The 20,259-nt window shown below is 61.1% G+C and carries 26 protein-coding genes; 14 read left to right on the plus strand and 12 right to left on the minus strand.

The annotated features are described in order from the left end of the window. Nucleotides 1-61: 61 nt before the first annotated feature. Nucleotides 62-742 carry a DNA-binding response regulator gene (locus tag M5J06_RS00190; protein ID WP_118781208.1) on the plus strand — a complete coding sequence of 227 codons (681 nt, stop codon included), beginning with the start codon at nt 62-64 and terminating at the stop codon, nt 740-742. On the opposite strand, the gene M5J06_RS00195 is transcribed toward M5J06_RS00190, so the two are convergent. The 6 genes from M5J06_RS00195 to rpmB form a co-directional block, all read right to left on the minus strand. Continuing rightward, entirely contained in the window at nt 739-1,455 is a 717-nt protein-coding gene (locus M5J06_RS00195) for a TetR/AcrR family transcriptional regulator (RefSeq protein WP_070597474.1), read from the minus strand. The genes M5J06_RS00190 and M5J06_RS00195 overlap by 4 nt on opposite strands. A gap of 88 nt (nt 1,456-1,543) precedes the next feature. Next, nucleotides 1,544-2,338, minus strand: a complete 795-nt coding sequence (locus M5J06_RS00200) for a hypothetical protein (protein ID WP_250223662.1) — start codon at nt 2,336-2,338, stop codon at nt 1,544-1,546. A 240-nt stretch (nt 2,339-2,578) separates the two neighbouring features. Further along, on the minus strand, nt 2,579-2,833 hold the full coding sequence (rpsR, locus tag M5J06_RS00205) for a 30S ribosomal protein S18 (RefSeq protein WP_010187626.1): 255 nt from the start codon (nt 2,831-2,833) through the stop codon (nt 2,579-2,581). A gap of 15 nt (nt 2,834-2,848) precedes the next feature. After that, nucleotides 2,849-3,154, minus strand: coding sequence for a 30S ribosomal protein S14 (gene rpsN / locus M5J06_RS00210; RefSeq protein ID WP_010187625.1), 306 nt, complete (start codon nt 3,152-3,154; stop codon nt 2,849-2,851). Between the two features lie 3 nt (nt 3,155-3,157). Next, nucleotides 3,158-3,322, minus strand: coding sequence for a 50S ribosomal protein L33 (rpmG, locus tag M5J06_RS00215; RefSeq protein WP_010187624.1), 165 nt, complete (start codon nt 3,320-3,322; stop codon nt 3,158-3,160). A gap of 2 nt (nt 3,323-3,324) precedes the next feature. Next, the gene (rpmB, locus tag M5J06_RS00220; protein WP_005279911.1) at nt 3,325-3,561 is read right to left on the minus strand and encodes a 50S ribosomal protein L28; all 237 of its coding nucleotides are present in this window, start codon (nt 3,559-3,561) and stop codon (nt 3,325-3,327) included. Between the two features lie 474 nt (nt 3,562-4,035). On the opposite strand from rpmB, the gene M5J06_RS00225 reads away from it, so the two are divergent. From M5J06_RS00225 to M5J06_RS00255, 7 genes are all read left to right on the plus strand, one after another. Next, a complete protein-coding gene (locus M5J06_RS00225; protein WP_005530151.1) occupies nt 4,036-4,305 on the plus strand; it encodes a type B 50S ribosomal protein L31 in 270 nt (89 codons plus the stop codon). Nucleotides 4,306-4,320: 15 nt separating this feature from the next. Continuing rightward, nucleotides 4,321-4,494 carry a 50S ribosomal protein L32 gene (gene rpmF, locus M5J06_RS00230; RefSeq protein ID WP_010187615.1) on the plus strand — a complete coding sequence of 58 codons (174 nt, stop codon included), beginning with the start codon at nt 4,321-4,323 and terminating at the stop codon, nt 4,492-4,494. A 240-nt stretch (nt 4,495-4,734) separates the two neighbouring features. Further along, a complete protein-coding gene (locus M5J06_RS00235) occupies nt 4,735-5,433 on the plus strand; it encodes a response regulator transcription factor (RefSeq protein WP_070563351.1) in 699 nt (232 codons plus the stop codon). Next, entirely contained in the window at nt 5,430-7,040 is a 1,611-nt protein-coding gene (locus M5J06_RS00240) for a HAMP domain-containing sensor histidine kinase (protein WP_250223663.1), read from the plus strand. The genes M5J06_RS00235 and M5J06_RS00240 overlap by 4 nt, the downstream gene beginning before the upstream one ends. A gap of 111 nt (nt 7,041-7,151) precedes the next feature. Beyond that, on the plus strand, nt 7,152-8,654 hold the full coding sequence (locus M5J06_RS00245; protein ID WP_250223664.1) for a trypsin-like peptidase domain-containing protein: 1,503 nt from the start codon (nt 7,152-7,154) through the stop codon (nt 8,652-8,654). Nucleotides 8,655-8,763: 109 nt separating this feature from the next. Then, entirely contained in the window at nt 8,764-9,357 is a 594-nt protein-coding gene (locus M5J06_RS00250; RefSeq protein WP_070520727.1) for a MogA/MoaB family molybdenum cofactor biosynthesis protein, read from the plus strand. Beyond that, nucleotides 9,357-9,593, plus strand: coding sequence for a hypothetical protein (locus M5J06_RS00255; RefSeq protein WP_101736212.1), 237 nt, complete (start codon nt 9,357-9,359; stop codon nt 9,591-9,593). The genes M5J06_RS00250 and M5J06_RS00255 overlap by 1 nt, the downstream gene beginning before the upstream one ends. Before the next feature lie 87 nt (nt 9,594-9,680). On the opposite strand, the gene mscL is transcribed toward M5J06_RS00255, so the two are convergent. The 3 genes from mscL to M5J06_RS00270 all read right to left on the minus strand — a co-directional run bounded on the left by mscL (nt 9,681) and on the right by M5J06_RS00270 (nt 11,748). After that, complete coding sequence (mscL, locus tag M5J06_RS00260) at nt 9,681-10,109, minus strand: large-conductance mechanosensitive channel protein MscL (protein ID WP_101736213.1); 429 nt, start codon at nt 10,107-10,109, stop codon at nt 9,681-9,683. A 373-nt stretch (nt 10,110-10,482) separates the two neighbouring features. Continuing rightward, nucleotides 10,483-11,127 (minus strand): SAF domain-containing protein, encoded by a 645-nt coding sequence (locus M5J06_RS00265; protein WP_250223665.1) that lies wholly within the window; start codon nt 11,125-11,127, stop codon nt 10,483-10,485. Nucleotides 11,128-11,181: 54 nt separating this feature from the next. Next, on the minus strand, nt 11,182-11,748 hold the full coding sequence (locus M5J06_RS00270) for a 5-formyltetrahydrofolate cyclo-ligase (protein WP_250223666.1): 567 nt from the start codon (nt 11,746-11,748) through the stop codon (nt 11,182-11,184). A gap of 70 nt (nt 11,749-11,818) precedes the next feature. Between M5J06_RS00270 and M5J06_RS00275 the strand changes: the two genes are divergently transcribed. The 4 genes from M5J06_RS00275 to sepX all read left to right on the plus strand — a co-directional run bounded on the left by M5J06_RS00275 (nt 11,819) and on the right by sepX (nt 16,255). Continuing rightward, the gene (locus M5J06_RS00275) at nt 11,819-12,748 is read left to right on the plus strand and encodes a UTP--glucose-1-phosphate uridylyltransferase (RefSeq protein ID WP_070520743.1); all 930 of its coding nucleotides are present in this window, start codon (nt 11,819-11,821) and stop codon (nt 12,746-12,748) included. A gap of 88 nt (nt 12,749-12,836) precedes the next feature. Further along, complete coding sequence (gene glp, locus M5J06_RS00280; protein WP_250223667.1) at nt 12,837-14,129, plus strand: molybdotransferase-like divisome protein Glp; 1,293 nt, start codon at nt 12,837-12,839, stop codon at nt 14,127-14,129. 18 nt (nt 14,130-14,147) lie between these two features. Then, a complete protein-coding gene (locus M5J06_RS00285) occupies nt 14,148-14,864 on the plus strand; it encodes a GNAT family N-acetyltransferase (RefSeq protein ID WP_070520749.1) in 717 nt (238 codons plus the stop codon). A 161-nt stretch (nt 14,865-15,025) separates the two neighbouring features. Continuing rightward, nucleotides 15,026-16,255, plus strand: a complete 1,230-nt coding sequence (gene sepX, locus M5J06_RS00290) for a divisome protein SepX/GlpR (RefSeq protein WP_367615188.1) — start codon at nt 15,026-15,028, stop codon at nt 16,253-16,255. 19 nt (nt 16,256-16,274) lie between these two features. Here sepX and M5J06_RS00295 read toward each other — a convergent pair whose 3' ends face one another. Together M5J06_RS00295 and M5J06_RS00300 are read right to left on the minus strand one after the other, a co-directional pair. Next, a complete protein-coding gene (locus tag M5J06_RS00295; RefSeq protein ID WP_250223669.1) occupies nt 16,275-16,892 on the minus strand; it encodes a DNA-3-methyladenine glycosylase I in 618 nt (205 codons plus the stop codon). A gap of 41 nt (nt 16,893-16,933) precedes the next feature. Next, a complete protein-coding gene (locus M5J06_RS00300; protein ID WP_367615182.1) occupies nt 16,934-17,563 on the minus strand; it encodes a methylated-DNA--[protein]-cysteine S-methyltransferase in 630 nt (209 codons plus the stop codon). On the opposite strand from M5J06_RS00300, the gene M5J06_RS00305 reads away from it, so the two are divergent. Further along, complete coding sequence (locus M5J06_RS00305; protein ID WP_070520761.1) at nt 17,526-17,939, plus strand: DoxX family protein; 414 nt, start codon at nt 17,526-17,528, stop codon at nt 17,937-17,939. The genes M5J06_RS00300 and M5J06_RS00305 overlap by 38 nt on opposite strands. Continuing rightward, the gene (locus tag M5J06_RS00310) at nt 17,926-18,615 is read left to right on the plus strand and encodes a zf-HC2 domain-containing protein (protein WP_070520764.1); all 690 of its coding nucleotides are present in this window, start codon (nt 17,926-17,928) and stop codon (nt 18,613-18,615) included. The genes M5J06_RS00305 and M5J06_RS00310 overlap by 14 nt, the downstream gene beginning before the upstream one ends. Here M5J06_RS00310 and pmt read toward each other — a convergent pair. Further along, nucleotides 18,612-20,225 carry a protein O-mannosyltransferase gene (gene pmt / locus M5J06_RS00315; RefSeq protein ID WP_425248917.1) on the minus strand — a complete coding sequence of 538 codons (1,614 nt, stop codon included), beginning with the start codon at nt 20,223-20,225 and terminating at the stop codon, nt 18,612-18,614. The two genes, M5J06_RS00310 and pmt, sit on opposite strands and share 4 nt — an antisense overlap. Nucleotides 20,226-20,259 lie beyond the last annotated feature (34 nt).

A 20,259-nucleotide genomic window follows, 5' to 3' on the forward strand; every position in this document is an offset into this window, starting at 1 on the left:
AAGGCGCCTCGCCGACATACCCGGCGAAGAGCGCGAGTTGTCCAGCCCTACGGAGGTGTCCATGAGCCAGCAACAACCACGCCCGCCGCAGAACGCACCGCGGGGGCCCAGGCTGCGCATCGATGACCTGATCGGCGGCGTGAAGGTTATTTCCCCGGGTGAGGAAGTCATCGTCGGCCGCGCCGGTGACTTCCGGGTGGGTGAGGAGGACCTCAGCCTGCACCGCCAGCTCTTCCAGCTGTGGTATGGCGGCCAGGGGTGGATGATCTGCAACGTGGGCAGTCACATCCCGCTGCGCATAGAGCTACGTGGGGTCAAAGGATTTTCGCGCATTGACCTCGGCCCCCGCTCGGTCGCGGCGGTACCCCCAGGGCCATCGAGGGTTACCTTTGAGACGCCAGAATGCCCCTACGAGCTGTATATCGACGTAGAAAACAGCAACTATTCGCGCCGTACCAAGCGCGAGCAGGACGTCGATGAAGAGCGCACACGCACCCGTCACGTGCCCAATGATGAGCAAGAAGAGCTGCTGCGCCAGCTAGCCAGCTACCTCAAGAAGCCGGGCTCCACCGACGCCGATATCCCCTCGGTGCGCGACATTGCTGAGGCGCTGGGGTGGACCGAAAAGAAGACGAACCACAAGATGGATCGCCTCGTCGATAACCTCCGCGCTGACGGCGAAAAGGCCTACAAGCCTTATAAGACCTTCTTGGCGCACTACGCCATTCGACACGGCCGCTAGCGGGCCGACCTCTTGCGGTCTGCTGCGGCCGCGGCGGCGGAAGAAATAGAGTCGTTGCGGTTCTTGAGCAGCTCCAGGGTGGTCGCCTCAGCATCGTCGGGAGGGGTGGCGCCGAGGACTGCTAGGGCGGCGTCGGCAAGCATGGCGGACTGCTCCGGCACGCGCTGCGAGGCATCAAACGGTGCGTTGCCATCATTGGGGCGCATTTCAATGACGGAGAGCGCGATGTGGAAGGGGAGCTCGATGCGCGGATCGTCCTCGCCCACAATTCCCGCGGCGGCAGTGCGGAAGTGATCCTTGAGGCGGTCGCGCTGCTCGTGATATTCACCGAACTCGGGGGAATTAGCCACCGGCAGCTGATAAAGGCGGCCGACGTTCCACGCCGAGGTCAAAAGCAGGCGAGATTCGGCTGCTACCAGTGACCACAGGCGCTGCGCCGGCGCGGCATCGGAGGCCGCAAGCTCATCCGCCAGCTCCAGCGAGGGCTCGATGGTGGAATTCAGCAGGGTGAGGAAGATATCGGTCTTCGAAGGAAAGTGATAGTACAGCGAAGCCTGACGGATGCCGACGGCATCAGCAATTTGGTGCGTGGAAGTTGTAGCAAAACCCTGGGTGGTAAAAAGCTCGGATGAGGCATCCAGGATTTCTTCGCGCGCGGTGTTACCCCGGCGGCGTGGGCTATTCTTCCGTGGCCTGCCAACGCTACCTGCCATGAGGCGGACTCCCTTCGATAATGTTCAAGTAATAACTGACGGCAAATCAGTAATCGTACACTCCGCCGCAAACGGCGATTGCTAAAGCTCAGCTTTCACTACTGCCAACCACATTACCGTGCCGAATCATGATGGATTCAAAGGCAGCGGAGACTGTGCGGCACGCCGATCCATAGGCGGTGCGGTCCAGTGGAGGCAGATCCCCGAGCACGACACTGTGCTGGACGACGCCTTCGTACCACCGCCCCAACTCCAGCGCGATGCCCGTGCCCCAAGCGAGACTCAGGCCCTCCGCCTCCGCGGTGGTGAGCAGCTCACGCTCCACGCCGATGGCAAGACGGTCTTGGGTGGGGCGGGGCGCTGGTGCTGCCCAACGCGCGATGGCAGAAATGGGCGCCAGCAAAGAAAAACGAATTGACACATCGGCTAAACGATCGGGAAGCCCATCCACGAGCTTGAGCGGTGCTGGGCGCTGTGACACAGCCTCGGCGTAGAGCTCCTCCTCGCCGCCAGACCCCAGTGGGCGGCCAGCATCGGCACGGGTTGATGCGCAATCCTGTACCGCGCCGCAGGTCAAACCGGCCTCGGTGATGACCTTCGCTAGCTGTTCGTCAGTGCCTAACCACGTGATGGGTAGTGAGGGGAGGAGGTCGCCGCGGGCAGCGGCGCCGGTGAGGCGAACCGGGCTGGCGAGGCCTGGAGAACGGACGATGTCCGTGACCACGCGAGAAAACCACGCAGCGAGTTCCACACCGTCTCCCCGGTGGGCAGTTGCGTTGCGCACCAAATCCTGCGCTTCTTCTAGCAAGCCGCGTGCATGGGCGGGGGACTGGCAGTGGGTAGCGAGTTCGCTGAGGTCTGTGAGTGATTCGTGCAGTGGCATAAAGGCTTAAGTTCCCTTTCCATCAGGGGCGTTCTAACCCTTCAATGTAGCACTCGGGGGTGCCAGCTCTGGCTAAGACAGGTGCGGTGCACGATCCCCAAGAGGACAGTGGAAAACGAAAGCCGCCGCCTACCATGCCCCTTAAACGGGGAGGTAGGCGGCGGCTTAAAAGCTCTTTTGTCCTGTCCTAGTGAGTCACGAGTACAGCGGCAAAAGTGCGCTGTTGAAACCAGCTAGTGTTTAGCGGGACGTGAACGGCAGGAGAGCCATTTCGCGAGCGTTCTTGACGGCAGTAGCAACCTGGCGCTGCTGCTGCGGGGTCAGACCGGTGACGCGACGGGAGCGGATCTTGCCACGATCGGAGATGAACAGACGCAGGGTCTTGATCTCCTTGTAGTCAACCTTCTCAATGCCCTCGGCCTTGAGCGGGTTCTTCTTCGGGCGACGGGTCTGCTCCATACGGAACTTCTTGTGATTATTACGCTTGACAGCCATTGTATGGGTACCCCTTTACCAGCTGGACTTGCGAACGCCCGGCAGCTCACCACGGTGAGCCATGCCGCGCATACGGACACGGGACAGACCGAACTTGCGGAGGTAACCGCGCGGACGTCCATCGGCGGAGTCGCGGTTACGGACGCGGACGCGAGCGGCGTCGCGCGGCTGACGGTTCAGCTCGAACTGCGCCTCGAGGCGCTCTTCGTCCGGGGTGTTCGGGTTCTTGATGATTGCCTTGAGCTCAGCGCGACGCTCCGCGTAGCGGGCGACGATTTCCTTGCGCTGCTCGTTCTTGGCGATCTTTGACTTCTTAGCCATAAATTATCGCTCCTCGCGGAATTCGACGTGCTTGCGGACGATCGGATCGAACTTCTTCAAGGTGATGCGATCCGGGTTGTTGCGCTTGTTCTTACGGGTCACGTAGGTGTAACCGGTGCCCGCAGTGGACTTCAGTTTGATGATTGGACGGATGTCATTACGTGCCATCTTTAGATCTTCTCCCCACGTGCGCGAATCTTGGCCACGACGGACTCGATGCCGTCACGGTCGATGATCTTCATGCCCTTGGTGGAAACATTCAGGGTGATGGTACGGCCCTCAGAGGGCAGGTAGTACCGACGACGCTGCACGTTGGGGTTCCAACGGCGCGAGGTGCGGCGGTGCGAGTGCGAGACCTGCTTGCCGAATTCCGGCTTGCGGCCCGTTACCTGGCAAATAGCCGACATGGGTCTTCTTTCTCCTAGCCGCCCACATCGAAAGCGACTAACGGAGTGCCTATATCCGCGGTGAGGCGCGGCGCTCTAAAAAGTGAGGTTGAGCAGGAGGCTTAATCCGTTGAACACCAGTTGATGGGGCGTAAAACGATTACTTTGACAACAGCAAGGGGAAATCTTACATGCCGCGGCCTGCAGAACCTAATCACCGCCGTCGTGCAACCCGGCTTTGATACCTATTATCCAGGCGCCATTTCCGTCGAAGGTGTTGGCGGGGTGATTGTTTGTGCTTGCCGTTGCGTTGCTCTGAGGAGTATGAACTGCGGCGATTTCGATTTTGGTGCCTGCGGCCTGTAGGATGTTTCAAGTTGTCGGCGCGAGCCGCACGTTTGTAAGTATAGAGACCCAACTCGGGCACGATCCTTTCACGCTCTCATGCGTCACGGAAGGAACCGACCCGTAGTTCAACCCTGAGGGAATCGACATATGAAGAAAGACATCCACCCGGATTACCACCCGGTGGTCTTCAAGGACGCCGGTACCGGCCACTCCTTCCTGACCAAGTCCACCGCTACCTCCGATCGCACCGTTGAGTGGGAAGACGGCAACGAGTACCCGCTCATTGTCGTCGACGTGACCGCTGAGTCCCACCCGTTCTGGACCGGTGCGCAGCGCGTTATGGATACCGCTGGCCGCGTTGAGAAGTTCAACCAGCGCTTCGGTGCAATGGCTCGCCGCAAGAAGAAGAACGCGTAAGGAGGATAGGAAAAGATGGCAACTCCTAAGTTTAAGAAGTCCCGCGCGAACACCCACTCTCGCCGTTCCCAGTGGAAGGCTGACAATGTCGCCCTCCAGGAAGTCACCATCGACGGTCAGACCGTGCGCATCCCGCGCCGCCTGGTCAAGGCTGCAAAGCTTGGCCTGGTTGACGTCGAGCAGTTCTAAGGCCTCTTAGGTCTTCAGTCTGTGACTGTAGCCCCGAAGATTCACCGCTTTGAGTGAATCTTCGGGGCTTTTGTCGTGCGCATGTAGTGCGCGCTCGCAGTGCTCCCTGATTGCTAAGGCGTGGGCCGCCGAGGGCGGTCTTGAGTTTTTTGGGGAAATTAGCGGCCTAAGGGGGTATAAGGGGGCGAAAGAATGCGGCCTACTTCGTGAAAACGTCCTAGATAGGACATAATTGAGATTATGAAGATTCTTGTCGTGGATGACGAGCAGGCCGTACGTGAATCGCTTCGGCGCTCCCTGAAGTTTAATGGCTACGAGGTTGTGTTGGCCGCCGATGGCGTTCAGGCTGTCGAGATGGTTCACAGTGATAACCCCGAGCTACTGATCCTCGATGTGATGATGCCGAACATGGACGGCCTTGAAGTCTGCCGCACCCTGCGCAGCGAAGGCTGGGACCGCCCCATTCTCGTGCTGACGGCTCGTGATGGCGTGTCCGATCGCGTTGCAGGTCTCGATGCGGGCGCCGACGATTACCTGCCCAAGCCATTCGCTCTGGAGGAGCTTTTGGCTCGCGTGCGTTCTTTGGTTCGGCGTGCCGCCGCGGACTCCATCGGGACGAAGCAGCCGGTTGAGACGCAGCTAAGCTTCGAGGACCTCAAGCTTGATGCAGATACGCGTGAAGTTACTCGCGGCGACCGTCCAATTTCCCTGACCCGTACCGAGTTTGCTCTCCTGCGCTTGTTGATGGAGAACCCCCGCAAGGTTCTCTCCCGCAACACCATCTTGGAAGAAGTGTGGGGCTATGATTTCCCCACCTCCGGAAATGCGCTTGAAGTGTATATTGGCTATCTCCGCAAAAAGACCGAGGAGAATGGTGAGCCGCGTCTTATCCACACCGTGCGCGGTGTTGGCTATGTCATGAGGGAGGCTATCGCGTGATTTTGCGGAGGCCCGCGCCTGATGCGGTGCCTTCTGAAGACCTGGATACCACTGCGTGGTTAGGCCGCTCAGGCCGACGCGGCTGGGCTTCACGGGCGCCGCTTCGGTGGCGCCTTTCTTTGGTTACCGGCGTTGTTGTCGCCTTCTCCGTGGCAGTAATGACGTTTGTGACCTATTGGCTTGTCGCGGCGTCGATGACGGCGAGCGTCGATAAGCAGATTATGCAGCAAGCCGACGTACTCATACAGCAGGCGCAGGATCCGGCCTTTGTGGAGAACATCGACCAGGAAATTTCCTCATTCAAGCTCTATAACCCCTCGACTCGAATCTCAATCTCCCCACCGTCGGCGGCGTTTGCATTTGGTGACGCACTGCCCGTGGGCGGCGATTTTAAGCCCGACGGGGACACTATGGAAAGCTCCATCCGTACTTTGGGCGGGGAGCGCGTGCTGGCTAAGCATGAGGACGGCGGGACCACGGTAGTCCTGGCTAAGGACCTAGGACCGACCGAGGAAATCGTTTCCGCGGTGGGTTCGGCTCTGCTCATCATCGTGGCGTTCGGCGTGCTGCTTTCCGTCTTCGCGGGAATGGTGGTGTCCAAGACCGGTATGGAACCCATCGCGCGCCTCAAGCGCGCGGCAGATTATGTGACGCAGACTAATGACTTGCGGCCGATTGCGGTGGAGAGCAATGACGAGATGTCGCAGCTGACGGTGTCCTTCAACCGAATGCTGTCTGCCCTGCAGCATGCGCGCGTGCAGCAATCGCAGTTCGTGGCAGATGCCGGCCACGAGTTGAAGACGCCGCTAACTTCCATGCGCACCAATATCGAGCTCCTCATGATGCTGAATAAATCCGGCGGCGGATTTGGCATCAGCGAGGAAGATCGTCGTGATTTGGAAGACGACGTGATGGCGCAGATGTCGGAGTTGTCGACCCTGATCGGTGATCTCGTGGACTTGGCACGCGAAGATGCCACTGAGAAGGAACCGGAACCGGTCGAGCTGCACGAGGTTCTGGAAAATTCCCTTAATCGTGCCAAGCGCCGGCGCCCTGACGTGGACTTCCGCGTGAGGTTTATTCCGTGGATGTTGGATGGTGACCCATTTGCCTTGGGGCGTGCCACGCTCAATCTCATGGATAACGCCGCTAAGTGGTCGCCGCCCACGGGTACCGTGCGCGTGTCCATGCGGCAAGTAGCAGAGGACAAGGTGTGCCTGCGTGTGGATGACTCGGGTCCCGGTATCGCGCCCGAGGAGCGCGACAAGGTGTTTGAGCGTTTCTACCGTTCGGCCGAAGCTCGTGCAATGCCTGGTTCCGGACTAGGCTTGGCCATCGTGAAATCCGTCGTCGAGCGGCACAATGGAGAGATCACCATTAAGGATTCCGCGGACGGTGGAACACGCATGGAGGTTATCCTGCCGGGGCATCCCACCGAGGGGGATGCCATGGTGGATGGATTGGAAGAAATCCCGAACGAGTTCCAGCCAGAATCCTTCGATGCGCAAGAAGCAGAGGAGACATCTCAGGGGCCAGCCGAGGAGCACTCGGAGAACCCGCAAGACCGGGGTCATATCTTTGCGGAGCGGTGGTTTAACCAAAGCTAGTCTTCCAAGTATCGTCCCAGTTCAGGGTGCACAGGAAATGTACAGCTTTTCCTAGCACACTGGCAGAGCAGAGACAGATACACCCCAGCGCGATGGTGCACACTACCTGACATGAATATGAGGAATTCGAACATGGATAATCCCATGGATACCCCGCAGAACTCTGATGGGCGGGGACAAGCACAGCAGCAGGGCGGGGCGCCTTCTGCGGGAAGCTCATCAAACGGCTGGAATCAGCCGCGCTCGGACTCGTGGGCACAGGGAAGGCAGCAAGCGCCCTATGGTGCACAGGGCGGGCCGGGAAGCCCATCGTCGTTTGGTACTCAGCCCCCTCAGGCTCCACGCGCAGGACAAGCACCGTATGGTGGCTCAAGCTATGGCTTCGGTCAGCAAAGCCAGGTGCGACAGAGCACAGCACAACCATATGCAGGACAGCGCTACGGTGCTGCGCCCGAGGGGAATCAGAACGAACGCTTCCCTGGCCAGCAAGGCGTAGGCGCGCACGTCGTGGAGCCGGGAAGCGAACCGAAGAACAAACGCAAGGTAGGAATGGGCATCGCGTTGGCGATGATGCTCGTTGCAGCTGGCGGCGTCACCGGTGCCGTGGTTGGCAAAGCCGGTGACGATAAATCCTCGACCTCGACGGTCAACGAGGTTCTCGAGCGCCAGCCGGTGGCCAATAGCACCGGTAACGAGCCGGCCGCCGGCTCTGTGGAGGACGTAGCATCGAAGGTTCTGCCGTCGGTGGTGTCGATCTACTCCATGACCCGCTCTGGCGGTGCCGAGGGCTCCGGTTCAATTATCTCCCCAGATGGTTATGTGCTGACCAACCACCACGTCGTTGCTGGCGCGGATCAGGGAGGGAGGCTCGAAGTGACGATGAATGATGGTTCGCGCCATAGCGCTACGTTTGTCGCGTCCGATGCGACGACAGACGTCGGGGTCATCAAAATCGACGACGTCAGCGATCTTCCTTTCCTCCAGTTTGGTGATTCGGACGCGGCCGCAGTGGGGCAGGAGGTAGTTGCCGTTGGCTCCCCGCTGGGGCTCAACGCCACGGTGACGTCCGGAATTGTGTCGGCCAAGAACCGCCCGGTGCGTGCGTCACAGGAAGGTGGGGAGTCCTCGCTTATCGACGCCATCCAGACCGACGCAGCCGTCAACCCCGGTAACTCCGGCGGCCCTTTGGTGGATATGGAGGGCAACATCATTGGCATGAACTCGATGATTGCCTCGCTATCTGGCGGTTCGAATGCCGAAGGCGGCTCCATCGGCCTGGGCTTCGCCATCCCCTCAAATTTTGCTAAGCGGATGGCCGATGAGCTCATCAATAACGGCAAGGTCAAGCATCCCACGTTGGGCGTTAAGGTCCGTGCGCAGAGCGATACCCTTGGCGCGGAAATCGTTGATGTGGAATCTGGCAGCCCGGCTGATAAAGCAGGACTGAAGTCCGGTGATGTGGTCACTCGCGTCAACGACCGGCTCATTGAAAGCTCCGATGCCCTGATTGCGGCAACCCGCTCGCAGGAATTTGGGGCAACCGTGACACTGGAAGTTAAGGGCCGCGACAACGAAGACGTGAGAAAGGTAGAGGTAACGCTGGCGAGCGAGTAAGTTTACAAATACTCGGGCGGTGCGCAAGCACCGCGTGAATACCGCACCCTGACACCTTTTTAAGCAACTACTTCCGGAAGATTCCGTCCCACCTTTAAGGAGAACCTCCGTGGCAGACAACACCGACGCAGCTGAGCTGTTGGGGCGCGATGCCTCACACGAACTTGATGATGTTACCGAGCCCGATGACGCCTTCCTCATTGCGAGCGAGCAAGAACAAAGCGTTCAGGCGCCGCGTCGCGCGCTCGTCGTGATCGTTACCGACCACCCAGATGAGTCAACGGAGGACACATCGCGTTTGGCGGGTGAATTGCTGGCCGAAGCCGATTTCACCTTCGACGGCGCAGTGATTGTTCGCTCCAAGAAATCCAAAATCCGACAGGCGATTGAAACCGGTGTGGTCGGGGGAGTTGACCTCGTATTGACTATCGGTGGCACGGGCGTTGGCCCCCGCGATAAAACTCCTGAGGCAACCCGCGCGGTGCTGGATCAAATGGTTCCGGGCGTGGCGCAGGCGCTGCGCTCTTCCGGCCAGGCATGCGGCGCGGTGGATGCCTGCACCTCCCGCGGTATTTCAGGAGTGTCCGGCTCGACGGTAATCGTCAACGTGGCTTCGTCCCGCGCGGCGGTGCGCGATGGTATGGCCACGTTGACTCCCTTGGTGCATCACCTCGTCGATCAGCTGCAGAAGTCCAGCGTCTAATGGCTGATTCCGCACCACGTGCCCGCCGTCGTGCTCAGCGCCCGTCGACCGCCCAGAATTATGATCGCAGCTTCGACGTGCCCGGCGGGCCAGTATCGCAGACGGCTGGTACCTCTGCTGGGGCCGGCGCCGATGAGCTGCGCATCGTAAGCCTTGATGGCAACAGCGAAGACGAAGTTACCGGTGAGGCTTTCTACCGTGAGAATATGCCGCCGCACTTTGGTACTACGCAGTAGCGCGTCGAGGGCCTAGAGCGCATAAGAAAATCCCGCAGAGCTTCGGCACAGTGCCGGCTCTGCGGGATTGCAGGTTTTGCTTGTGAATTAGAAGCTGGAACCTGGCTTCTCCGTGGTGGTGCCACCGTTCTCAGCAGCGAGCAGGTCGCGGATCTCAGCGAGCAGCTGCTCGGCGGTCGGAGCCGGCTCCTCTGGGTCAACACCCTGGCGGAGCTTAGCGCGCTCGGTGACGGCGTTGAGCGGAGCGACAATGACGAAGTAGATGACGGCGGCGACGATCAGGAAGTTGATGATCGCGGTGATAACCGCACCAAAGTCAAGGAAGGTCTCGGGGTTGTCGGTAATTGCAAAGCCCAAGCCACCGAAGTCCGGGGAACCGAAGGAGTTGATCAGCGGCTGGATGAGGTGATCGGTGATGGAGGTGACGATTGCGGTGAATGCAGCACCGATGATGACGGCCACGGCCAGCTCGATGACGTTGCCGCGCAAGATGAAATCTTTAAAGCCCTTAAGCATGGGAATATGTCCTTTTCTGCGGAGTAATTGCTTCTTCGGTAGTGCGCGGCTGCGACGCAGCGCGCAGTGGGAGAACCAACGCTGTTCAATGAGGCGGTACCTAGCACGTGATGAGCCGGAAGGGGCCGAAAGGAGCGAGGTTCTTGAAGCGTAGGAGTGCCTACTTAGGAAGAAGTATCGGGGGAAATTGCTGGAATAGAAAAGACCACTGTTGAGCGCTCACAGCATGCGTTGCCACGACGTTGTGAGACAGGAAAGACACACAAACATTAGCGCCTGAGTGGATGCGCCCATACTAGGCAGAGTTCGTTGGTGGTGGCAACATCCCGCGGCGCTATTGATGTCCAAACGCGGTGATCTTCACAGTGTCATCTTAATTGTGGGCACGGTCGCCCACGATGACGACCGTGAGCGGTTGCGCAAGGGAAGCGGCAGCGACGTCCTCGGCCGCCTCGGCGGGAAGGGCAACGAGCAGCGATTGCGTGCGTGCATCATCTCCGCCCGTCTCCACCGACACGACGCGAGCGCCTCGGGCAATAGTCGTTCCGCCTGCGGGGGCGGTACCGTCGGGCCCATCCTCTACCGTGCCGACGATATTGACCGTATCTCCGTGGTGGAGATTGCGAGAAATCTCCGGCTCAGCCAGCGTAAGCGGGATGAGATGGCCGTTGTCCATGCCGAAATCTGCGACGAGATCTGAGCTGAGTAGGCGAGTTGTGGTCAAGATTTCGCCAGCGCTCGCGGCCGCTACCAGCACGCGTCCCACGGCATCCTCTGGGTTATTTCCCAACGCCGTGGCGGGTAGAGCGGAGGAGGGGACGCGGGCCACGGAGACATCGCCAAGCGCTAGCGTTTCTCCGGCCGCCACGTCCCGGGCCATGACCACGACGCGGGGCTGCTCACGTGTGGAAGCAAGCGCACTGGCCGCGGCGGTCACGAGCAGGACAGCTGCCATAACGCGGCGCAGGAGCACGCTGCGGCGATGACCCGGGGTGCGCAGAACATGTAGAAAATCCATACCTTTTTAGACTGCGCGTGGCGCTACGTGGTTCCCGGGTGGGCCCGAAAGCGATTAAAGCCAGCGCATCCCGCGCTCGGTGAGGACGCCATCGACTGGGCGGTCGTGCTCGTCGAAGGGGACATCGCGGACCTCGCTGGAATGCACCAGGGCGACGACGGGCGGGCGCCCGGTTGGGAGGGGCGTGAGCGCGCGGTCGTAGTACCCCGCTCCCTTGCCCAAGCGCATGCCTGATTCGCTGACTGCCATCGCGGGTGCGAGGATGAGATCGAGCTGGGCCAGGATTTCGCTGCTGTGGCGCTGGCCGACGGGCTCCGCAATCCCCAACGCCCCCGGGCGCATGGCCTGTGGGCCGGTATATAGCGTCCACAAAAGCTCCCCGGCTGCACCGGGAATAGGCAGGTAAACCTCTTTGCAGAGCTGTGCCACGGTATCCACGAAGCTGGGGCCGCCCGGCTCTGTGCCCAGTGGGTGGTAGGCGGCAATGCGCATCGCGGGAGTCAGGAGCTCTCTCACACCAGCACACCACGCGGCGTTGTCGTCAGCACGCTGTTCAGAGGTGCGTTCGCGGCGGGCGCTAAGGAGTGAGGCTCTTAAGGCGTCCTTGGGGGAGGTCGTCATGGTTGTTAATCATAATGTGACGGCGTAGCGCAGCGCAGGAGAGCGGTGGGTGCATTGTAAAGTGGAACTTATGGCTATTGCACACGAGGATTCCCACACCGGGATCGCTACGGTCGTTGTCCCCGCTGCTGGCATGGGCACTCGCTTCCTGCCTGCCACCAAGACCGTGCCCAAGGAGCTGCTCCCCGTCGTTGATACGCCGGGCATCGAGCTTATTGCGGAAGAAGCCGCTTCGGTTGGTGCGCAGCGCCTCGCGGTGATCACCGCACCAAACAAGCAAGAGGTGATGCGACACTTCGAGGAGTTTCCGGATCTGGTTGAGACACTCGACGCCCGCGGCAAAGACGAGCAGGTTGCTAAGGTCAAGCGCGCCGCCCAGCTGATTCACCCGATTTCGGTGGAGCAGGAAAAGCCGCTTGGGCTCGGTCACGCGGTGGGCTTGGCGGAATCCGTGCTCGAGGATGACGAGGAATTCTTCGCCGTTATGCTGCCGGATGACATTGTTCTGCCCGCCACCGTCATGGGGGAGATGGCCCGTGTTCGCGCAGCCCTAGGCGGCAGCGTGCTGTGCGCCTTCGAGGTCGCGCGCGAGGAGACCTTTAACTACGGCGTGTTCGATGTCGAAGACACCGACGCGCCGGGAGTGAAGAAGGTTGTGGGCATGGTGGAGAAGCCGGATCCGGCTGATGCGCCGTCCAACCTTGTGGCCACGGGGCGCTACCTGCTCGACAGGAAGATCTTTGATGCGCTTCGCCGTATCAAGCCGGGCAAGGGTGGGGAGCTGCAGTTGACCGATGCCATCGAGCTCCTCATTAAGGAGGGACACCCAGTTCACGTCGTAGTTCACCAAGGCAAGCGCCACGATCTTGGCAACCCGGGCGGTTATATCCCAGCCAACGTGGACTTTGGTCTGCGCGATGAGAAATACGGTCCCGCGCTCTACAAGGCGATTAAGAAGATTGTGGAGGATTACGAAGAAGAAAACGGGCTGAAGGGCTAAGTCTTGACGCACCAAGCGCGCTAAGCTCTACTCCAGTAACTTCCATCCCTTTAGGCCCCACATACCCCAGAGCAAAGGTAGGCGGTACATGCGTTCGGTCGATGACCAGATGGCGTTCATTCTTGATGCAGCGATGACTCCGGAGCCGGTACGCATCGCCATCGCGAATGCGCTGGGTCTCAAGTGCGCGGAGGAGGTGCAGGCTAATCAGCCGCTGCCGGGCTTCCCGCAGGCGGCGATTGATGGCTACGCCGTGCGTGCCGTGGACGTCGGGGGAGAAAAAGCCCTCAAGGCGCGCACTCGCCACGACGCTGAGGATGCGGATGCTCCTGCCTCGGAGACTGAGATTGAGCGCTCGCTTCCGGTGGTGGGGGAGGTTCCGGCAGGCTCACGCCAACCTTTGCGTTTGCAGCCTAAGCAGGCGGTGCGGGTGTATACGGGTGCGCCTTTGCCCACGCTTGCCGACGCCGTCCTTCCCCTCGAGTGGACCGACCGCGGACGCAAGCGCGTGACCTCACACCGGCCAGTGCGTTCGGGAGACTTCGTGCGCCGCGTGGGCGATGACATCCAACCCGGCGATGTGGCAGTGTCCTCTGGAACTGTCTTGGGACCGGCGCAGATTGGCCTGCTCGCGGCGGTGGGGCGCTCGAAGGTGCTGGCGTACCCACGCCCGCGCGTGACCATCGTCTCTTACGGCAAGGAGCTTGTCGACGTCGACCGTGAGCCCGGCCTGGGTCAGGTCTTCGACGTGAACTCTTACTCACTCGCAGCGGCCGCGAAGGAGGCCGGCGCGGACGTGCAGCGCGTGGGCATTGCTGCCGGTGAGCCGCGCCGCGTGCGGGAGGCCTTGGAGACTTACCTGGCGCGCAGCGAGGTGTTGGTGATTTCCGGTGCCGTGGGTGGTGCGGGCGCGGATGAAATCCGCGAAGTCCTCGATGAGCTGGGGGATGTCGATACCACTCGTGTGGCAATGCACCCCGGTTCGGTCCAAGGTTTTGGTCTGTTGGGGGAGGAGCGCATCCCTACCTTCCTGTTGCCTTCGAACCCCGTGTCTGCGCTCGTCATCTTCGAGGTTTTTGTGCGCCCGTTGATTCGGTTGTCCCTAGGCAAGCGCAGCGGTCAGCGTCGCGTCGTACGCGCACGCGTGCTCAACCACATGGAGTCCCGCCCGGGCCGTCGCGGATACATCCGTGCCCGGCTGATGCGTGACGCCGAGACCTCCGATTACCTAGTGGAAGGGCTAGGTGGCGCGGCGGGCGCGCCGGCACACCTGCTCGCCGGGTTGTCAGAGGCGAACGCGATGATTCGCATCCCGGAGGAGGTCACCGAGATCCGCCCGGGAGATGTGGTCGACGTCCTCTTCCTGACCCAACGAAGCTAGCCGGCAGCTACGCACGCCATGCTTGATCCTTTTGGTACTGCCGCAGGGAGGTTTTCCACCCCCGCCAGCGGTGAGGCTCACCCCGAGCATCCGGGGTGGCCTGAGGCGACCCCTGCTGTGCGGCTGCGAGGTTCCAGCGTCTTCCCGCACGGAGCGACGGTGCGCCTGCGCCCGCTGTTGCGTCGGGATGGTGAGGCGTGGCGGCAGCAGCGCATGGCGGATCGGGATTTTCTTAAGCCCGTGGAACCTACGCTGCCGACGTCATGGGATGCGGCGCATTCGCAGTCTGCGTGGTGGAATCACCTGATGTTTTTGCGCGATTCTGCCCGCGTTGGAACGGTGGTGCCGCTCGTCATTGACGTCGATGGGCAATTTCGAGGCCAATTGACCCTGGGAAATATTCAGCACGGAGGGGTCAGTGAATGCTGGATCGGCTATTGGGTCCATTCCGGGGTACACGGCGCCGGCGTGGCCACCGTTGCGTGCGCCCTCGGCGTGGACCACGCTTTTTACCGAGTGGGGCTGCACAGAGTCACCGCCACCTACCTGCCGGAGAACCCTGCTTCGGGCAAGGTGCTACACAACAATGGCTTTCGGGATGAGGGATTTCTGCGCCGCAACTTACACATTGACGGCGCATGGCGGGACCACCACTTCTTGGCGCTCAATCGTGAGGATTTTGCCTCGAGCGCGGTGGAGCGCCTGCACGCAGCGGGGCGGATCCTCGGTCTCTAGATCGCGCTTGGATTAGTTCAACTACCTCTGTTTTCACTTAAGTAACAACCTTGTAATTTATGGGCATCGTTGATGCCCATGGAGCCGGTGTGGGCGGCTAGAGTAGGGGCCTAGTTATATTCCCTTTTCGTCGACCCCTGAAAGTGGGACACAGCCGCATGATGACTGCCGTGCCGATCATTCTCGTAATCGTGTTGTGGCTCTTCATCCTCGCCCCGTTGCTTTTGCGTTCGCAGCGTCCGATGAGCCACACGGGTGAGGCCTTTGAAGAGACCCGCGTGCTCTTCGAAGGTGATTCCGGCTCTGTGCCGGGCCGTCGCAAGCCGCGCCTGGGCAAGGAAGATATCCGCCCGCGCGCCCAGGCAGGAACGGGGGCTGCAGCGGACGAAGCGGAGTACGAGCTGGTGGAGGCCGAAGGCGTAAGCGAGGATTCGCAGTCCTCCCGCGCTGAAACCGCTACCTCTGACGAAGCTACTTCGGACGTCGCGGAGACGATTGACGGCGAGGTTGTTGAGGAAGACGCCGTTGAAGAGGACTTCGAGCTCGAAGCGGAGCCCGCCCACGTCGCCGAGGCCGAGCAGGAAGCAGGACAGGACACCAAGGACGTTGAAGCAGATGCTGCTGAAGTGTTTACAGCCCCAGCAAATGCTGAGGTGGCGGAGGATGCTTATGACTTCGATGACGCCTACACTTCTCCGGTCGATTTGATGTACCCGGGTGCTATTGACGCTGTGGAGGAGGCGCCGACGACGCCCAACGCCGAGGAATCAGATGGGGCTGATGGTGCTCCCGACGCGGAAGAATCCACGGCGGCCGAGAGCGAGAACGCTGATGCCGCGGAGCTGAACGCCGAGGACTCTGAGGCCGGCGGCAGCGATACCGAGCTGTCTGAGGACGAGCTCGCCTTCGCACAGCGCCGCCTTGGCCGCGGCGGATGGGATCCGGTGAAGGAGAAGGAAGCTTCTGCCACGCGTTACCAGCGCCGTCAGCGTACGCTCATCGGGTTGGCGGTAGCAGTGGTAGTTACGGTATGCCTCGGCATCGTCGTGGGCGGATGGACGTGGTGGCTGGCGGCTATCGCTGGTGTTATGACCACGGTTTACCTGGTTGCGCTGCGCGCCCAGGTACGCCGTGAACGGGAGCTGTTGCGGCGCCGCATTTACCACCTACGCCGCGCCCGCCTGGGAGTGCGTAACGCGGAGAACCCCGCCGAGTCGCTTCCGCCGAAGCTGCGCCGCCCGGGCGCGCTCATCCTGGAAATCGATGATGAAAGCCCGGACTTTGACTACCTTCCGGTGTACTCGGAGGATGATTCCGACGGTGGGTTTGACGGTCCTCATCCCACCCCGCGTCAACGGCGTGATGATTTGGCGGAGCGTCGAGTTGGCTAAGCGCTGTGTTGGCTGAGCGCTAGGCCGGCCACACACCGGATGTACCGCGACGGTGCGAGCCCACGAGGTGGGCATCGACCATGCCGATGGCCTCCATGAGTGAGAAGCACGTTACTGGGCCGACGAACTTGAACCCGGCCTTCTTTAAAGCCTTGGACATGTCCAAGGCTTCTTGCGTGTATTTAGGGATGTCTTCTTCGCGCTCCGGTGCGATGGTCTCTTCCGGCAAGAAGCTCCAGATGAACTCATCGAGTCCGCCCTGCTCTCTTAAGGCCACCGTGGCCTTCGCGTTGGCAAGTACCGCATTGATCTTGAGGCGGTTCCGGATGATTCCAGGATTATTCATCAGGCGCTCCACTTCCTCCTCGCCGAAGCTTGCCAGAAGGTCAGCATCAAACCCCACGAAAGCGGCGCGGAAAGCTTCGCGTTTGCGCAGAACGATCTCCCAGCTCAACCCAGCCTGGAAGCCCTCCAAACAGAGGCGCTCTAGCAGTGCGGATTCCTCATGGATGGGCATACCCCATTCGGTGTCGTAGTACTCCTTGAGGAGTGGGGAGGTCATTGCCCAAGCAGGGCGGCCGAGCCCCGCGGAGTCAAAAACAAGTCTCGTATCGTTTGCCATCTTTGTACTAGTCATGCCTTTTTAGACTGCAGAAGTTATTCATCGGTTCCCCAGGGCTACCCGTGCTTGCCAAGGGCTCTCTGCGGATTAGTGCCGCAGCATGCGGCCTCGTGGTCCAGAAGCATCTGCTTCGCGGCTGCGCCGCCGCGATAGGAACCAACACCGCCGCCAGCTGGTACGACGCGGTGACACGGCACCACAATAGGAAGCGGGTTGGTGGCACAGGCGCTCCCCGCGGCACGTGCGGCCTGCGCGCTACCGGCGGCGGTGGCAAGAGTCGAATAGGTCCAACGTTCCCCGAATGGGATGTCGCGCAGGACACGCTGCGCCCGATCCCGGAAGGTGCGCGGGGACTCAGGCACGGCGAGAAGCAGCTCAAAATCCCTCCGCGTGCCGGCAAAATACTCGGCAATTTGTTGAGAGGCGTCGACAAGCACCGCGCCTGCAGAGCCAGGTTCGGTGACATCCGTGAGGCGTTGCATGCTTCTAAGATCCGGAGATTCGCCGTCGAAATACACATGAGATAAACCTCGCGCAGATCCCACGAGGGTGAGGCAACCTAGAGGCGTGTTCGTAGTGGTCCACGTAAGCATGCTGGGTGGGGAGTCCTTTCGGAGGGAGGTGGCTATCCAGGGTAGTCTATGAACCATGAATAGACCCGCCGTACGCGATGCCGCGCTCCTCATCTTCCGCGCGGTGCTGGGAGTAATCTTCGTGGCGCACGGCGTGGACAAGATGTTCTTTAGCGGGATGGACGAAATTACCGGGCAGTTCTCCGCCATGGGGGTCCCACAGCCGCAGACCTCGGCATACTTGGCTGCCTTCGCGGAAATGCTGGGCGGGGCGGCCCTGGTGGTAGGCCTTCTCACGACCTTTGTTGCGGGGGCTTTAGCGCTGCTCATGGCGTGCGCATTGTATTTCGTGCACATCGGTAACGGTCTCTTCGCGGCCGATGGCGGCATCGAGTACCCGCTGGTTCTCATCGTGTCATTGCTCATGATCGTGGTCTTCGGTTCCGGCCGGGCGAGCGTGGATGGAGTGCTGAGCCGTGCTGACGCATGAGCAAGTGCAGGCAGCGATTTCCGCGCAGTTAGACGGGGAAGCCCCGCAGCTGTCGCCTGACGTCATCGAGGCACACGTTTCCAGCTGCCCAGACTGTGCGGCCTTCCGGGACAAGGCAGCGGCTCTATCCCGGTCGTTGAGCCTTGTGGAACCGGATGGAGCACCGCCGCAGGATCTATCCGAGGTAATCCTCGCTGGCGTGGAGCCAGAATGGCAGCGAGCTTCGAGCACCCGGCAGGCTTCGCTGTCGTTGGCGCGAGTAGCCCTCGGTGTGCTGTCCGTGGCATTTCTTGTGTGGGCGATTGTGGTCGTCGTCAGCGCTTCGGGTTTGACCACCCTGGAGAGCGAAGGGACCCTTGCAGAAGGCGCTGACCCGGAGCGCGCGCGCCTGTTGATCGAGGCCGCAGCACTGCGCTTCGGCCTTGCCAGCGGTTTGGGTTTTGCTGCATGGCGCCCTGCCTCAGCGCCCGGATTGCTGCCGGTGGCGTGCACAATGTTCGCGTTCCTGTGCGGCTTTACCATGCGCGATTTTGCCCTGGGTAGCGTCGCCGCGGGGCAGCTTTATATCCTCATCGGCACCGGGCTCGCCACCGCCTGCCTGGGCTGGGCTTGGGCGGCGGACCGGGGGTTCCTGCTGCGGGACGTTTATCGGACGCTATCTGCTAGCCCGCGTTAGGTCCACGACGGCAGCCACATGATGGAGTTGTACCAAGAATCCGGGATCATGTAGCCGTAGAGGATCGGGGAGAAGTAGGCAAACATCGCTACAACGAGTGCGGCGTAGCACACCGTGATGAAGGTGCCCAGCGGCATCGCGGAACCGAAGAGCCTTGCGAGCCAGTGCCATTCCAGTTTGCGGCCGCGCCCGATCATTTGGCCCAAGGCCAACGCGATGAGCACGATGATGAACGGGATAAACGCCGTGGCATAAAAGAAGTACATCTGGCGGTCGAAGACCGCTAGCCAGGGTAGGAAACCCGCCGCGGCGCCCACGAGCGGAATGAGGAAGGCGCGGTTGCGGCGCACGAGCAAGGACCACAGTCCCCACAGCACCGCTGGAATGACCAGCCACCAAATGGCCGGGGTGCCAAACAGGTACAGCATCTTGCGGCAGGATCCGCCGTCGCCACAGGAAATGTCAGTGGAGGAGTAGTAGAGGATGGGGCGCGCGGCCACCAGCCAGGCCCACGGCTTGGAATCCCAGGGGTGGCTGTGGCCGCCTGAAGTGGTCAAGGAGGCGTGGAATTCCAGCACGGAGGAGTGGTAGTAGAACCAGCCGGCGAGCGGCTCGGGGAGGTTGAGTAGCCAGGACCCTTCTTCGATAGTGCCGTCCACCTTGGCGTGGCGGTAGACGGCGGTTTCATCGGCGAACCAAGCGCGCCATGACCACGCGTAGAGCGCTACAGGAACCGCGACGATGGAGGCGAGGGCCGCGGGCGTATCGCGTACCAGCGTGCCCACGATGTAGCGGCGCACTCCATAAAGACGGCGCAGCGCGAGGTCCGAGAAGACGCTCATGAGGCCGAAGAACATGATGTAGTACAGGCCTGACCACTTCACAGAAAGTGTTAGCCCCAGGAAGACACCGGCCGCAAAGCGCCACCACCGGAAACCAAAACGAGGACCGAAGTCGGAATCACCCATGGTGCCCGAAAGGAAAGCGGCGTGGAGGCGCTCGCGCATCTGCTGGTGGTCGCGCGCCAAGGCCCACGCGGCGGCAACGACGAAGAAGACTTGGAAGATGTCCAGCATGCCAAACTTGGAGGCCACGAGAAGCACACCATCGCACACTGCGAGCAGACCAGCCAGGAATCCAACCTGCCATGAACCAGACAATCGGCGAGCCAGCGCCATTGTCAGCAGGACCGTGCCCACGCCAAAGAGCGCGGCCATGCAGCGCCATCCCAATGGGGTGTAGCCGAAGAGTGCCTCCGAAATCGCAACAATCTGCTTGGCCAGCGGCGGGTGGACGACAAGGCCATAGCCCGGATTGGACTCGATACCGCCGATGAAAAGGTTATGCCAGCTGGTAACCATGTCCCAGGCCTGCGGCACGTAGTGCTTCTCATCGAAGACGGGCGTGCCTTCGGAGACCGGGGAGGTCAGGCCAATGAAGCGCGTGAGGAAAGCCAGCGCCGCGATGATCGCGGTGCTGATCGTGTCAGCCGTTGTCCAGACATAGGGCCGGGGAGCAGGAGGCGCTGGCCGGGTATGGGCGCCGCGTGCAAGAGAAGGACGCGGGCGCTTGATGCGGCCAGATCGATCGGTAGGGGTTGCGATACTCACTCGGATGAGTCTAGCGTGCGTGTGCCATGCTGGG

The organism is Corynebacterium intestinale, assembly GCF_023574125.1.
GTDB lineage: Bacteria > Actinomycetota > Actinomycetes > Mycobacteriales > Mycobacteriaceae > Corynebacterium > Corynebacterium hesseae.